This window comes from Streptomyces sp. 2323.1 (genome assembly GCF_900221035.1).
GTDB classification, from domain to species: Bacteria; Actinomycetota; Actinomycetes; order Streptomycetales; family Streptomycetaceae; genus Streptomyces; species Streptomyces sioyaensis.
On the sequence record NZ_LT907981.1, the window covers coordinates 1,109,306 to 1,123,352 of the forward strand.

The window sequence follows — 14,047 nt, forward strand, 5'->3', positions numbered from 1 at the left end:
CTGTGAGCCGCCGGTTCCCTGATCTGGACCGAAGGCAGGCAGTATGGGGGCGTGACCCTCATCGATCATCTGCCGAACGACGCCGACCCCGATGCCCTCTTCGAAGCCTTTTCGGGCTGGGCCGAGCAGCAGGGCATCTCGCTCTACCCTGCCCAGGAGGAGGCGCTGATCGAGGTGGTCTCGGGGGCGAACGTCATCCTGTCCACCCCCACCGGCTCCGGCAAGAGCCTGGTGGCGGCCGGTGCGCACTTCACCGCCCTCGCCAACGATCAGGTCACCTTCTACACCGCACCCATCAAGGCGCTGGTCTCGGAGAAGTTCTTCGATCTGTGCAAGCTGTTCGGTACCGAGAACGTCGGCATGCTCACCGGCGATGCCTCGGTCAACGCCGATGCACCGGTCATCTGCTGCACCGCCGAGGTGCTCGCCTCGATAGCGCTGCGGGACGGCAAGGACGCGGACATCGGCCAGGTCGTGATGGACGAGTTCCACTTCTATGCCGAGCCGGACCGCGGCTGGGCCTGGCAGATTCCGCTGCTCGAACTGCCGCAGGCGCAGTTCATTCTGATGTCGGCGACGCTCGGCGACATGTCGCGCTTCGAAGCGGATCTGACCCGGCGCACGGGGAAGCCGACGTCGCTGGTGCGCTCGGCGACGCGACCGGTGCCGCTGTCGTACGAGTACCGCACGACGGCGATGACCGAGACGCTCACCGAGCTGCTGGAGACCCGCCAGTCCCCCGTCTACATCGTGCACTTCACTCAGGCCGCCGCCGTGGAGCGGGCCCAGGCCCTGATGAGCATCAATATGTGTACGCGTGCCGAGAAGGACGAAATCGCGCAGCTCATCGGGAACTTCCGGTTCACCACGAAGTTCGGCCGGAACCTCTCGCGGTACGTCCGCCACGGCATCGGCGTGCACCACGCGGGGATGCTGCCCAAGTACCGCCGGCTCGTCGAAAAGCTCGCACAGGCGGGCCTGTTGAAGGTCATCTGCGGTACGGACACCCTCGGCGTGGGCGTCAATGTCCCCATCCGTACGGTGCTGTTCACCGCGCTGACGAAGTACGACGGGTCGCGGGTGCGGACGCTGCGGGCGCGGGAGTTCCATCAGATCGCGGGCCGCGCCGGGCGGGCCGGTTTCGACACCGCGGGGTTCGTGGTCGCGCAGGCTCCCGAGCATGTCGTGGAGAACGAGAAGGCGCTGGCCAAGGCTGGCGACGATCCCAAGAAGCGCCGGAAGGTGGTGCGCAAGAAGGCGCCGGAGGGCTTCGTCAACTGGGGTGAGAACACCTTCGAGAAGCTGATCGCGTCCGATCCGGAGCCGCTGACCTCGCGCTTCCGGGTGACGCACGCGATGCTGCTGTCCGTGATCGCGCGTCCGGGCAATGCGTTCGACGCGATGCGCAAGCTCCTTGAGGACAACCATGAGCCGCGCAAGAACCAGCTCCGGCACATCCGACGGGCCATCGCGATCTACCGCTCGCTGCTCGACGGCGGGATCGTGGAGCGACTGACGACGCCGGACGCGGAGGGCCGGATCGTCCGGCTGACCGTGGATCTTCAGCAGGACTTCGCGCTCAACCAGCCGCTGTCGACCTTCGCGCTCGCCGCATTCGACCTGCTCGACCCCGAGTCGCCGTCCTACGCGCTGGACATGGTCTCGGTCGTGGAGTCCACGCTGGACGATCCGCGGCAGATCCTGGCCGCGCAGCAGAACAAGGCCCGCGGCGAGGCGGTCGCCCAGATGAAGGCCGACGGCGTCGAGTACGAAGAGCGCATGGAACGGCTCATGGACGTGGAGTACCCCAAGCCGCTGGAGGAGCTGCTCTTCCACGCCTACGGGCTCTACCGCAAGAGCCACCCGTGGGTCGGCGACCATCCGCTGTCGCCGAAGTCGGTCATCCGCGATATGTACGAACGCGCCATGACCTTCACGGAGTTCACGTCCTTCTACGAGCTGGCGCGCACCGAGGGGATCGTCCTGCGCTACCTGGCGAGTGCCTTCAAGGCGCTGGACCACACGGTGCCGGACGATCTGAAGTCCGAGGATTTCGAGGACATCATCGCCTGGCTGGGCGAGATGGTGCGGCAGGTCGACTCCAGTCTGCTGGACGAGTGGGAGCAGCTCGCCAACCCCGAGGTGGAGACGGCGGAACAGGCCGCGGAGCGGGCGGATCAGGTCCGGCCGGTCACTGCCAACGCGCGGGCGTTCCGGGTGCTGGTGCGCAATGCGCTGTTCCGGCGGGTGGAGTTGGCGGCGCTGGACAAGGTCGAGGAGCTCGGCGAGATGGATGCCGATTCCGGCTGGGACGCGGACGCCTGGGGCGAGGCGATGGACGCCTACTGGGATGAGTACGACGAGCTGGGCACCGGTCCGGATGCGCGTGGCCCTAAGCTCCTGCAGATCCAGGAGGATGCCGAGCACGGGCTGTGGAAGGTACGGCAGACTTTCGCCGACCCGAACGGTGATCACGACTGGGGTATCTCGGCGGAGGTCGATCTGGCCGCCTCCGACGAGGAAGGACGCGCGGTGGTGCGGGTCACGGATGTGGGTCAGTTGTGAGGCGACGGCTTCGACCGAGGCCGCCGAAGGATGCGACGGAGGGCCTCCGGTCATGAGCAATCCCGCTGACAGGCTGGTCGATCTGCTGGATCTCGAACAGATCGAGGTGAACATCTTCCGCGGCCGCAGCCCGCAGGAATCGCTGCAGCGGGTCTTCGGCGGGCAGGTCGCGGGACAGGCGCTGGTGGCTGCCGGGCGGACCACGGAAGGTGACCGCCCGGTCCACTCGCTCCATGCGTACTTCCTGCGGCCGGGCCGGCCCGGGGTGCCGATCGTGTACCAGGTCGAGCGGGTGCGCGACGGTCGGTCCTTCACCACCCGCCGGGTCGTCGCCGTCCAGCAGGGACGCACGATCTTCAATCTGACCGCCTCCTTTCACAAGCCGGAGCCCGGCTTCGATCACCAGTTGCCGCTGCGCCGGGCGGTGCCCGACCCGGAAGATCTGCCCACGGTTGCGGAAGAGGTCCGCGAGCATCTGCGTGAACTGCCCGAGTCCCTGGAGCGGATGGCGCGCCGGATGCCGTTCGAGATCCGGTATGTCGACCGGCTGCGGTGGACCCCGGACGAGATCCAGGGCGCCGAACCGCGCAGCGCGGTGTGGATGCGTGCGGTCGGGCCGCTGGGCGACGATCCGCTCGTGCACACCTGCGCGCTGACCTACGCCAGCGATATGACGCTGCTGGACGCGGTCCGCATCCCGATCGAGCCGCTCTGGGGGCCGCGCGGGTTCGACATGGCCTCGCTCGACCATGCGATGTGGTTCCACCGGCCGTTCCGCGCGGACGAGTGGTTCCTCTACGACCAGGAGTCGCCGATCGCCACCGGCGGCCGTGGTCTGGCCCGCGGACGGATCTACGACCGGGAGGGCAGGATGCTGGTCTCGGTCGTCCAGGAGGGGCTGTTCAGGAAGCTCGGCGGCTGACCCGGGCGGGTGGTGGAGGCCGTGGCGGCCGGGGTCCGCAGTCGTCCCGGGTCTTCCCGGCGTGCTCGCTCCAGGCCCCGGGAGAGGTTGACGCGGTACCACAGCACCTCGTCGAACTCCTCCGCCGTCACCACCCGTTCAAAGGATTCCCGGGCGGCCGGGGTCACCGTGATCACGGACGCCAGGGTGGGCCGGAGCCGGCGCAGCAGGGACCGCTCCAGCGGATCCTCGGCCACCGAGGCCAGCTCCTCCGGCGGCAACACCGCCGCGATCACCGCAGCCGATTCCCAGGGGTCATCGGTCTGCCCCATGAGCTGGGCGACCCGCCGGCTGCGCCACTGGCGGGCCCGCCAGTCCTGTCCGCTGTCGAGCATCACCCGCATCGCCGCAGGTGTGTTGCCCCGCATGAGTGCGGGTTCCCGCTCGGCGAAGCCGGTGACCTCGGACGCGAGATAGAGCCAGACCACCGCGCCGTAGCGATTCACATAGAACCGGACGGGGCCGAAGCAGCCGGCCCGGGTCAGGCGCAGCACCCGGCCGGGCCCGACGCCCATCAGCGCGGCGGCCTCGGTCGTGCTGACCGCGCGGATCCGGTCGCGGAGGGCTTCCGGAAAGCCCGGCTCGGCCTGGAGCCGGGCGATCTCCTCCGTCGGGACCCGGCGCCGGCCGAGCGAGCCGGCCCCTCCCGGCCGGTCATCGCGCCCGGCCGGGACCGTCCGTACTTCTCCGAGCTGGAGGGCGAGCTCGAACTCGCCGGTCCTCAACTCCAGTTCGCGGGCCGCCCGCCCCGTCGTGAGCGTCTGCTGCCCGTCGCACATCACTGTCATGGCGCTTCCCCCGCACCTCGTTCGATCACTGACAGTGACGACCATGCCGCAGGCGATGACAGTGGGGCAATCCCCGCCTCAGATCTGTGGATAACTCTCCGGCTGGCGGACCGCGACGCCCAGGTGCTCCCCGACGCGATTGACCAACAGCGTCATTTCGTAGGCGATCTGGCCCATGTCGGCCTCGGCGCCCGCCAGCACGCACAGCGCGCTGCCGTCGCCCGCCGCCGTCACGAACAGCACCCCGTCGTCGAACTCCACCATCGTCTGGCGCACCCGGCCGATGCCGAAGTGCAGCCCCGATCCCTTCGCCAGGCTGTGCAGTCCCGAGGCGACCGCCGCGAGATGCTCGGCGTCCTCCCGCGCCAGTTGCTCGCTCGCCCCGGTCACCAGCCCGTCGTTGGAGAGCACCAACGCGTGCCGTACCTTCTCCACCCGCTTGGTCAGGTCGTCCAGCAGCCAGTCGAGTCCGCTGCTCAATGCCATTGCCGCTTCCTCCCCGTGTCCTCACCGCACTTCCGGCCGGACGGCAGCCCCCGGTCCGTCCGCGGACTGCTGTGCCAGCCTGTCCCACCTCCGCCATCTCGGCAAGCGGCCCACAGCCGGCGTGCCACGCGGCGCGTGTCCGCGCCCCATGGATGAGGATGTCCGCATGGCACACAAGATGACGAAGGACGAGTGGCAGAGGTTCCTTTCCGAGGGGACCCGTACCGGCAAGCTGGCGACCGTACGGGCCGACGGCAGCCCGCACATCGCGCCGGTGTGTTTCCTCATGGACGGTGACGAGTTGGTGTTCAACACCGGTGAGGACACGGTCAAGGGCCGCAATCTCGCCCGTGACGGCCGGGTGGCGCTCTGCGTCGACGACGACAGGCCGCCGTTTTCCTTCGCGGTCGTCCACGGGACGGCTGCGACCAGCAGTGAGCCGACGGACCTGCGCCACTGGGCAACACGGATCGCGGCCCGTTACATGGGCGAGGACCGTGCGGAGGAGTACGGCGCACGCAACGGCGTACCGGGCGAGATGGTGGTACGGGTCAGGATCGACAAGGTCATCGCGATGGCGGCACTGGCCGACTGAGGGTGCGGGTGGCGCGGGCCGTCCGGCGTCCGCGCCGTACCCGGCTCCCGGCGCCGGTCACCCCACCGGGTCCAGCACCCGGTCGGAGCGCCACCGCCCCGCGTGCTCGACGAGCCGGACCAGCACTTCTTTGCCGGAGTCGCGATCCCGTGCGTCGCAGAGCACGACCGGGGTGCCACGGTCCAGGTCCAGGGCGCGGGAGACCTCGTCGGCACCGTAGGAATGCGACTGTGCAAAGCAGTTGACGGCGACCAGGAACGGGATCGAGCGGCGCTCGAAGTAGTCGATCGCCGGAAAGCAGTCCTGCAGCCGCCGGGTGTCGGCCAGCACCACGGCGCCCAGCGCGCCCTCCGACAGGTCGTCCCACAGGAAGCAGAAGCGGTCCTGTCCCGGGGTGCCGAAGAGGTAGAGGGACAGGCCCTGCCGGATGGTGATGCGGCCGAAGTCCATCGCCACGGTGGTGCTGTCCTTGAGGTCCACTCCCCCGGTGTCGTCCACGGTCTCGCCCGCCTCGGTGAGGCGTTCCTCCGTGCGCAGCGGGTGGATTTCGCTGACCGAGCCCACCAGGGTCGTCTTGCCGGCGCCGAAGCCGCCCGCGACTAAGACTTTCAGGGTCAACTCGGGGTCGGGGCCCGGGGCTGCGGCCTCCGGGGCCCCTTGTGCGCCGTTCATCGGCCGTCTCCTCCAGGTGCAAGGGTCCTGCGCGTCACGGGGTATACGGATCCATGGCTCGGCGAGAGGAGCCATCGGCGGCAGAGCGCCGTCCGAAATCCATGGCGAGGACCGTACCGCCCGATGACCGTGATGTCCGCGGATTCACCAAAGCCACCACGTCTTCCGATCAAGACACGCAACGGCCCCGGTTTTCGTGATAGCCGGCCGCCGTGGGCCCCGGGGGCCACAGGTCACCGGCCGCGCCCGGCGTTCGCCCGCCGCGGAGCGGGCGGGTGCGGGATCATGCGTGCATGGCTCAGCAGCAATCGCAGGAGCGGCACGGTACACCCATCGCGGCGGCTCCGACAGGTGCCGCTGAACGCCGGGGCGTTGATCCGTGGGCGGCGGCCTTCCTGGAGGTCCGGACCGTCGCGGGCACCCGGTACCCCTGCACCGCCTCCCTCGCCGACCGTCCCGCCCCCGAAGGACCCCGATGACCGACCACCACGCCGACCGGCCGCACGAGGTCCGGGAGTTCTTCGCCGCCCGCGCGGCCGGCTGGGACACCAAGTTCCCCGGCGACGGCCCCGCCTTCGCCGCCGGGGTCGCCGAACTGGGCCTCAAGGAGGGCGAGCGGGTCCTGGACGCCGGCTGCGGTACGGGGCGCGCGCTGTCCGCGCTGCGGGCGGCCGTGGGCCCGCACGGGACGGTGCTGGGCGCGGATCTCACGCCCGAGATGCTGCAGGCCGCCTTCCGGGCCGGGCGCGACCGTGACGCGGCGCTGCTGGTCGCGGACGTGACCCGGCTGCCGCTGCCGGACGCCGCGCTGGACGCGGTCTTCGCCTCCGGTCTGCTGTCCCATCTGCCGGACTCGGCGGGCGGCCTCGCCGAACTCGCCAGGGTGGTCCGCCCCGGTGGCCGGCTGGCGCTGTTCCACCCCATCGGGCGGGCGGCCCTCGCCGCGCGCAAGGGCCGCCCGCTCACCCCCGACGATCTGCGGGCGGAGCCGAATCTGCGGCCCCTCCTCGCCGCCGCCGGCTGGGATCTCATCCGGTACGAGGACGAGGACGCCCGCTATCTGGCGTTGGCCGTCCGACGGGGGTGAACCGGGGCCGGGGGTGAAGCGGGCCGCGGGCGCCTCAGGTTGCCGCCGGGTCCTCCCCGTGCGGGACCGGGCAGCTGCCGGTGCGGCGGGCGGCGGGAAAGGTGCCGAGCTCGGCCACCCGGAAGCCGTTCGGATAGCCCTTGATCTCGGGGTTCTGGCGGACGTAGTGCGGGGTGCGGCGGGGCGGCAGCAGCCGCACGGTCCGGGCGCGCAGCTTCAGCACCGTGCGGACCGTCTTGCGCACCGCCGGGGCCGGCCGCTCGTACCGGAAGGCCTCCAGGAGCGTGTCGTCCAGGAGGGCCATGCTGGCGCCGCGCACCACCGGGGCGAGCGGGCCGTACCAGCCCGCCATCAGATCCAGCGTGGCATCCGACACCCGCCGGGCGCCCTCGTCCCAGCCGAAGTGCGCCGCCTCGTAGGCGTCGAGGCAGCGCTCGAAGTCCTCGTAGGTCTGCGGGATGTCGGTGATGCCCATGTGCCGGCCGAGGGTGCGGTAGTAGGCGGCGATAGCCTGCTGTTCGTGTGCGGTCAGCCGCCGCCAGCCGTACTCGTCGAGCCAGCGCCTGGGCACCACCACGAAGGTGCACAGGACATAGCGCATGTCCTCGTTGCTGATGTCGTAGCCGTGGTGCATCTGGTTGATGCGGCGGATCGCCGTCCGGCCGTCCGTACTGTCGAAGCCGTGCTCGACGACGGCGTCCAGGAGGAGGGCGGTGTCGTCATAGCGCTTTTGCGTACGGTCCGTCAGCTCCGCCGTCTCGGCCAGCAGCCGCCCGATGCTCGGCACGGCGTAGGTGCGATAGAGCGCCAGCTCCAGGGCACGGGTCATGTCCCAGGGGAATTCGTGGGTCGCGATGATGCGGTAGATCCGCAGGCAATCGCGCTCCGGGTCGAGCCGCCGGATCTCCCGTAACCAGTCGTAGCGCCGCACCTGATAGCCGTCCTTTCGGTTGCCGACGGGCCGATTTTAGTGCGGTGGACAGGAGTTGAGGGGAAGCGGGGGGTGCCGGATCGGGCCCGCGTGGTGGCCGGATCGCGTCGTACCAGACGGGCCGGGCGGTGCGTCGTCCGGGCGGGTCGCACCACCGGGGGCGGCGCCCCTACGAACGGCGCACCGCGCCGCCACGGAGCGGCCACCAGGGCAGCCGCGAGGCCGGCGCCGCCTTCCCCGCGGCCCGGCGGTCCGCCCGCGCGAGCTGCCCACCGCGCCGGCAAAAACACATCTGCGCAGCGTACGGCTGGTGACAAGGCCCTGCCGGGCCAATTAGGGTGCGCCGACGTACTCCGCGACGGATTGGATGGGGGAGGCCCCGCGTGCCCACGACCGAGAGCGCCGGCAACGACCAGTTGTTCGTGCTGACGGCGGTGCTGCTGACGCCCGCGCAGTTCCCGAGCGTGCTCGGCGACGACTACCCCGAGGTGTGTGCGGGTCTCGGCCTCGAACCGTATGCCGAGGGCTACGGGCTGGTCCTGGGCCAGGACGGTGACGGCGCCCGCTGGACGGTGGCGACGGAGGATGTGTCGCTGGTGGCCTGTGCGATCGCGGCCTGGGACTGCGGGATGGAGTACGACCTCTCGCCCGGGGAGAGCAGCATCGTCGGGGCGCTTCCCGGATGGCCGCTCGCGCTGGCCGTCGCGGCGCCGGAAGTACCGAGCCCGCACGATCCGGAACCCCAGGAGGGCGACCCGGCGCCGCTGACCCCACCGGACGCCGAGGCATGGGGACCTGCGCAACGGCGGCTCGGCGCGGACGAGATCGCCATGCAGTGGGCGGTGTGGCGCGAGCAGGTGGACGGCGACGACGCCTTTGCCGAGCCGGGCGACGAGGCGCACCAAGGGGTGCGGCGGGTCCTGGAGGAGGCGCGCGCCTATGTGACCGATCCGCCGCCGCCCGGACGGGTGCGGTCGTCGTTCGCGGCCGGTGAGGCGCGCACCCTGCGCGTCGACGGGCCGGGCTGGAGCATGGTCGCCCGCACCGATGACATTGCGTTCGTGCTGCTGGACGAGGAGCCGGGAGAGGTGCACCCGGTGGGCCGGGGGCCCGAACTGCCCGGTCTGCTCTCGTCGCTGGACGAGCTGGCGGTACGGCCGGTCTGAGCCGGTCCGGCACTGCCGGGGCCGGGCCGCGCCGGGTCGGTGAGCGGCCGCCCGGGCAGGCCGCCTCCGGGCCCCCGCCCACCGGCTGTCGCGCCCGGCCCTGCCGCCCGCCGTACGGGGCCGCCACCGGGCGCCGGGGCGGCCCAACTGCCGCGAGGGGCGCGGGGCCGCTCGCTCAGTGGCCGATCTGCTTGCGGCCGACGCGGCGCAGCCGGCGCCGCTGGGAGGAGTCGAGCGTCAGATACGCGACGGCCGGGATCCCGACCATGACCAAGAGGGCCGCCCAGAAGGGCAGCAGCCACAGCAGGATCACTCCCACTGCGACCCCGCCGACCGCGACCTTCGCCTGTGTGGACATCCTTCACGCCCCTTCCGCGGCGCCTGCCGCGCTCTGTGTACTCCATTGAACGCCGATTGCGCGCCGCAGGTTCCATGCAACGGCGTGCGGTCGGGTACTCTCGGGCGCTTCAGGCGCCAGTAGTCAAATTTGAGGAGTCGGCATCCAGTGGCATCTCCCCCGGCGGTCACGCCCGCTCAGCTCTGTGCGCTCGCCCGTTGCGCAGCGGTCTTCCTCCCGTCGGATCCGCCCCGGGAAGGGCGGGTCGCCTTCTGGCGTCCCGACGGTGGCCCCCTGGAAGAGGAGACCCCCGCGGACCGGAAAGGCGGCGGGGACGGGCCGGCGGAGGAACTGCTGACGGTGGCCCTGCCGGACGAGGGCGGTGGGGTGGCGCTGTACGAAGTCCCGGCCCAGGTCCTGCCGGTCGCCGACGCCGTGCCGGTGCTCACCCGCGCGCGAGCGGCCCGGGCCACCCATCCGGCCGCCGCCTTCTGGGGCACCGCGTCCCTGCTGGCACTACAGCTCGCGGCGCGCGGGCGGATCCTGCCCGGGCTGAGTCCCGCCGGGTACGACGCCTGGCGGCTGGGGCCGCTCGACCCGGTGGACCTCGCCCGGCTGCGCGACCTCGCGGCCGCGATGCCGCCGTCCGCCCACGCCGTCCCGCTCCCCGGCACCGACCCGGTGACGCTGCCGGATCCCGAGCGTCAGGTACGGGCCTTCCTCGACGCGGTGGCGGACGGGCTGCCCCGCTCCCCCGCCGCCGCGCTGGTCACCGGAGCGCCGGCCTTCGCGGTGTCCGCCCCGCAGCACCTGCCCGAACAGCGCGCCTGGGCCGCGGACGTCGCCGCGGGGCATGACGCCGGGGTACGGATCTCCCTGCGGGTGGAGGCACATGACGCGCGGAGTGGGACGGGGTCCCCGTTCTCCTTCACCGCCGTCCTTCAGCTGCACAGCCTCACCGACCCGGCGCTGAGCGCGGATGCCGCCGAGGTGTGGGCGGGCGCCACACCGGCCGGGCAGGCCTTCGGGCCGCGCGCCCGGCGGGACACCCTGCTGACGCTGCGGCGCGCAGCCCAGGCCTGGGCCCCGCTCACCCCGTTGTTGTCCGCGGCGGTGCCCGATGCGCTGGAGCTCGCCGACGAGGAGGTCGCCGAACTGCTCGGGCCGGCCGCCCGTGCGCTGGCCGCCGCCGGCGTGCCGGTGCACTGGCCCGAGGACCTGGTGGGCACGCTGACCAGCCGAGCCGTGGTCGGCGCGCCCGACGCGCAGGACGGTGACGGGGCGGCGGGGATGCCGTCGCTGCTGTCCGCGCGTGCCCTGCTGTCCTTCAGCTGGCGGTTCGCGGTGGGCGGCCGGGAGGTGGAGCGGGCCGAACTGGAACGGCTCGCCGAGGCGGGGCGGCCGTTGGTGCGGCTCCACGACCGATGGGTGCTGGTCGACCCGGAGGCGGTACGGGCCGCCCGGGACCGCCGGGACCGCGAGGTCACCCCGCTCGACGCGCTCGGCGCCGCGCTCACCGGCAGCGCCGAGGACAGCAACGGCGACCGGGTGGAGGTGACGGCAGCCGGCCCGCTCGCCCGGCTGCGCGACCTGATCGGCGCCCAGGAGGGCGGCGACGCCGAGCCCGTCCGGCAGCCGGCGGCGCTGCGCGCAACGCTGCGCGACTACCAGGTGCGCGGGCTGGGCTGGCTGCACCGGATGACCTCGCTGGGGCTGGGCGCCTGTCTCGCCGACGACATGGGGCTGGGGAAGACGATCACGCTCATCGCCCTTCATGTGCACCGCCGGACCGACCCCGGCACCGCCGGTCCCACGCTCGTCGTCTGCCCCACCTCCCTGATGGGCAACTGGCAGCGGGAGATCGAGAAGTTCGCCCCGGGGACCCCCGTGCGCCGATTCCACGCCGGGCGGCGCAGCCTGGCCGGGCCGGCGGACGGCGAGATCGTGCTGACCACGTACGGGACGATGCGGCTCGACGCCGGGAAGCTGGCGGCGGTGGACTGGGGGCTGGTCGTCGCGGACGAGGCTCAGCACATCAAGAACCCGTTCTCCGCGACCGCCAAGGCGCTGCGGACCATTCCGTCCCGGGCGCGGGTGGCGCTGACCGGTACGCCGGTGGAGAACAACCTGTCCGAGCTGTGGGCGATCCTGGACTGGACGACGCCCGGACTGCTGGGCCCGCTGGGCCGGTTCCGTACCCGCTATGCGCGGGTGGTCGAGGGCGGCGCCGCGGCGTCCCCGGAGGCGGCCGAGCGGCTCGCGCGACTGGTACGGCCGTTCCTGTTGCGCCGGCGCAAGTCCGATCCGGGGATCGCACCGGAGCTGCCGTCCAAGACGGAGACCGACCATGCGGTGGCGCTGACCACGGAACAGGCGGGGCTGTACGAGGCCGTGGTGCGCGAGGGGCTCGACGAGATCGCCGGGACGGGCGGGTTCGCCCGGCGCGGGCTGGTGGTCAAGCTGCTCACCTCGCTCAAGCAGATCTGCAACCACCCCGCGCAGTACCTGAAGGAAGCCGGTTTCGGAGAAGACAGCCAGGGGGCGGTGCGGATCCGGGGACGGTCGGGGAAGGTCGAGCTGCTGGACGAACTGCTGGACACCATCCTGGCCGAGGGCGCGAGCGTCCTGGTGTTCACGCAGTATGTGCAGATGGCGCGGCTGCTGGCGGCCCATCTGGCGGGGCGCGGGGTGGCCACGCAGTTCCTGCACGGCGGGACGCCGGTGGCCCGCCGGGAGGAGATGGTGCGGAGCTTCCAGGACGGTGCGGCCCCGGTGTTCCTGCTCTCGCTGAAGGCGGCGGGCACCGGTCTGAACCTCACCAGGGCCTCGCACGTCGTGCACTTCGACCGCTGGTGGAACCCGGCCGTCGAGGCGCAGGCCACCGATCGCGCGTACCGCATCGGCCAGACCCGGCCGGTGCAGGTCCACCGGATCGTCACGGAGGGCACGATCGAGGACCGGATCGCCGACATGCTCTGCCGTAAGCAGCAGTTGGCCGATGCGGTGCTGGGCTCCGGCGAGGCCGCGCTGACCGAACTCACCGACGCCGAGCTGGCGGACCTGGTCGCACTGCGGGGGAACGAACGATGACCATGCACGGAGACGAGGGATCGATGCCGCGGTACGAAGGGGAAACCGGCGCCGCCGAGCGGACGTTCGGCGCACTGCCGGTGGCACGGGGGCGGGCCTTCGCCAGGAGCTGGTGGGGGCAGGCGTGGCTCAAGGCGCTGGAGGACACCGCGCTGGACGGGGCGCAGCTCGCGCTGGGCCGGCGGTATGCACGGGCGGGTGCGGTCGGCGCGGTGTCGGTACGGCCCGGCCGGATCACCGCGGTCGTCCAGGACCCCGACCACACACGGCACCGCTCCGACGTACTGGTGCAGCAGCTGAGCGGGGCGCACTGGGAGCGCCTGGCGGACCTGGTCGCGGACCGGGCCGGGCATCTGGCGGCACTGCTGGACCGCGACCTGCCGCCGGTCCTGGTCGAGGACGCGAGTGCCGCCGGGATCGAACTCCTGCCGGGCATCGGCGATCTGGAGCCCGAGTGCAGCTGCGGCGCCTGGGACCACTGCGGGCATTCGACCGCGCTGTGCTACCAGGTGGCGCGGCTGCTGGACCAGGACCCGTTCGTCCTGCTGCTGTTGCGCGGCCGCGGCGAGCGGGAGCTGCTCGACGAGGTGCAGGCGCGCAGTGCCGCGCGGGCCGCGATACCCGCCGGCGCGGCGGCGGAACGGCCGGACGCGGGGGTGCCGGCGGCCGAGGCGTATGCGGCAGGTGACATCCTGCCGCCGCCCGTGGCGCCGCCGCCGGTCGCCGCCCCGGGTAGTCCGCCGGTGCTAGGCGGCGGCACCCCGCCCGCGCCCGGAGTGGACGTGGCCGCGCTGGAGTTCCTGATCGGGGACGCGGCGGCGCGTGCCCAGGAGCTGCTGGCGGATGCCCTCTCCCCCGGGCATCCGGACAGTCCGATCCCGCCCGTGCTGACGCCCGCCCAGGATGCCGTGCGGCTGGCGGCGGCCGCCCCCGGAGCGGCCCGCTCGGCGCGGCTGGCGGCCGGTTCGGGGCGGGACGCGGCGGGTCTGGCCACGGCCGTACGGGCCTGGGAGCTGGGGGGTTCGGCTGGGCTCGCGGCCTTGGAGGAGGAGTGGACGCCGGAGCCGGAGGTGCTGGCCCGGGCGGCCGGCCGGCTCGCGTCCGCCTGGGAGGACGGCGAGGTCCGGCCACCACTACGGGCGTCCGGCAACCGCTGGACGGAGGACGGCGGTACGGCCCAGCTCCGCTACGGGCGGGACGGCCGCTGGTGGCCGTATCGGAGGGAAGGCGGGCAGTGGGTGCCCGCGGGACCGGCCGCGGACGATCCGGCGGCCGCGTGGGCGGTGTTGGCGGCAGAGGGCTGAGCGGACCCCGGGGCAGGGGGCGGCTCGGCTCCCTGCCGTGCGCCGCGCGGCCCGGTCGAATCCGC

12 protein-coding genes are annotated in these 14,047 nt (G+C 72.4%); 7 read left to right on the forward strand and 5 right to left on the reverse strand.

Annotated features, from left to right (window positions below; translation table 11 throughout):
- The first annotated feature begins 51 nt into the window (after positions 1–51).
- Positions 52–2,565 carry a DEAD/DEAH box helicase gene (locus CPH93_RS04225; protein WP_093489424.1) on the forward strand — a complete coding sequence of 838 codons (2,514 nt, stop codon included), beginning with the start codon at positions 52–54 and terminating at the stop codon, positions 2,563–2,565.
- 52 nt (positions 2,566–2,617) lie between these two features.
- A complete protein-coding gene (locus tag CPH93_RS04230) occupies positions 2,618–3,487 on the forward strand; it encodes an acyl-CoA thioesterase (protein WP_093486980.1) in 870 nt (289 codons plus the stop codon).
- Here the strand turns inward: CPH93_RS04230 and CPH93_RS04235 are convergent.
- Both CPH93_RS04235 and CPH93_RS04240 read right to left on the reverse strand, forming a co-directional pair.
- Complete coding sequence (locus CPH93_RS04235) at positions 3,418–4,314, reverse strand: DUF6397 family protein (RefSeq protein WP_231977177.1); 897 nt, start codon at positions 4,312–4,314, stop codon at positions 3,418–3,420. The genes CPH93_RS04230 and CPH93_RS04235 overlap by 70 nt on opposite strands.
- A gap of 78 nt (positions 4,315–4,392) precedes the next feature.
- Entirely contained in the window at positions 4,393–4,800 is a 408-nt protein-coding gene (locus tag CPH93_RS04240) for a roadblock/LC7 domain-containing protein (RefSeq protein ID WP_006601883.1), read from the reverse strand.
- Positions 4,801–4,966: 166 nt separating this feature from the next.
- Between CPH93_RS04240 and CPH93_RS04245 the strand changes: the two genes are divergently transcribed.
- Positions 4,967–5,395: a PPOX class F420-dependent oxidoreductase gene (locus CPH93_RS04245; protein ID WP_096211988.1), complete on the forward strand. Its 429-nt coding sequence runs from the start codon at positions 4,967–4,969 to the stop codon at positions 5,393–5,395.
- Between the two features lie 57 nt (positions 5,396–5,452).
- On the opposite strand, the gene CPH93_RS04250 is transcribed toward CPH93_RS04245, so the two are convergent.
- Entirely contained in the window at positions 5,453–6,067 is a 615-nt protein-coding gene (locus CPH93_RS04250) for a GTP-binding protein (protein WP_096211989.1), read from the reverse strand.
- Between the two features lie 475 nt (positions 6,068–6,542).
- On the opposite strand from CPH93_RS04250, the gene CPH93_RS04255 reads away from it, so the two are divergent.
- Positions 6,543–7,154, forward strand: a complete 612-nt coding sequence (locus CPH93_RS04255) for a class I SAM-dependent methyltransferase (RefSeq protein ID WP_096211990.1) — start codon at positions 6,543–6,545, stop codon at positions 7,152–7,154.
- A gap of 34 nt (positions 7,155–7,188) precedes the next feature.
- Here the strand turns inward: CPH93_RS04255 and CPH93_RS04260 are convergent, their stop codons facing one another.
- Positions 7,189–8,085, reverse strand: coding sequence for an oxygenase MpaB family protein (locus tag CPH93_RS04260; protein WP_096211991.1), 897 nt, complete (start codon positions 8,083–8,085; stop codon positions 7,189–7,191).
- A 383-nt stretch (positions 8,086–8,468) separates the two neighbouring features.
- Between CPH93_RS04260 and CPH93_RS04265 the strand changes: the two genes are divergently transcribed.
- Positions 8,469–9,251, forward strand: a complete 783-nt coding sequence (locus CPH93_RS04265; RefSeq protein WP_006601888.1) for a hypothetical protein — start codon at positions 8,469–8,471, stop codon at positions 9,249–9,251.
- Between the two features lie 175 nt (positions 9,252–9,426).
- On the opposite strand, the gene CPH93_RS04270 is transcribed toward CPH93_RS04265, so the two are convergent.
- Entirely contained in the window at positions 9,427–9,609 is a 183-nt protein-coding gene (locus CPH93_RS04270) for a hypothetical protein (protein WP_006601889.1), read from the reverse strand.
- Positions 9,610–9,756: 147 nt separating this feature from the next.
- Between CPH93_RS04270 and CPH93_RS04275 the strand changes: the two genes are divergently transcribed.
- Together CPH93_RS04275 and CPH93_RS04280 are read left to right on the forward strand one after the other, a co-directional pair.
- Entirely contained in the window at positions 9,757–12,678 is a 2,922-nt protein-coding gene (locus tag CPH93_RS04275) for a DEAD/DEAH box helicase (RefSeq protein ID WP_096211992.1), read from the forward strand.
- Positions 12,675–13,982: an SWIM zinc finger family protein gene (locus tag CPH93_RS04280; protein ID WP_096211993.1), complete on the forward strand. Its 1,308-nt coding sequence runs from the start codon at positions 12,675–12,677 to the stop codon at positions 13,980–13,982. Before CPH93_RS04275 ends, CPH93_RS04280 begins: the two co-directional genes overlap by 4 nt.
- The last annotated feature ends 65 nt before the right edge of the window (positions 13,983–14,047 follow it).

Bases quoted from the DNA above. Each gene is read 5' to 3' on its own strand.
- CPH93_RS04245 (WP_096211988.1), top strand. From the start codon at position 4,967: ATGGCACACAAGATGACGAAGGACGAGTGGCAGAGGTTCCTTTCCGAG.
- CPH93_RS04240 (WP_006601883.1), bottom strand. From the start codon at position 4,800: ATGGCATTGAGCAGCGGACTCGACTGGCTGCTGGACGACCTGACCAAG.
- CPH93_RS04255 (WP_096211990.1), top strand. From the start codon at position 6,543: ATGACCGACCACCACGCCGACCGGCCGCACGAGGTCCGGGAGTTCTTC.
- CPH93_RS04270 (WP_006601889.1), bottom strand. From the start codon at position 9,609: ATGTCCACACAGGCGAAGGTCGCGGTCGGCGGGGTCGCAGTGGGAGTG.
- CPH93_RS04280 (WP_096211993.1), top strand. From the start codon at position 12,675: ATGACCATGCACGGAGACGAGGGATCGATGCCGCGGTACGAAGGGGAA.
- CPH93_RS04250 (WP_096211989.1), bottom strand. From the start codon at position 6,067: ATGAACGGCGCACAAGGGGCCCCGGAGGCCGCAGCCCCGGGCCCCGAC.
- CPH93_RS04230 (WP_093486980.1), top strand. From the start codon at position 2,618: ATGAGCAATCCCGCTGACAGGCTGGTCGATCTGCTGGATCTCGAACAG.
- CPH93_RS04235 (WP_231977177.1), bottom strand. From the start codon at position 4,314: ATGACAGTGATGTGCGACGGGCAGCAGACGCTCACGACGGGGCGGGCG.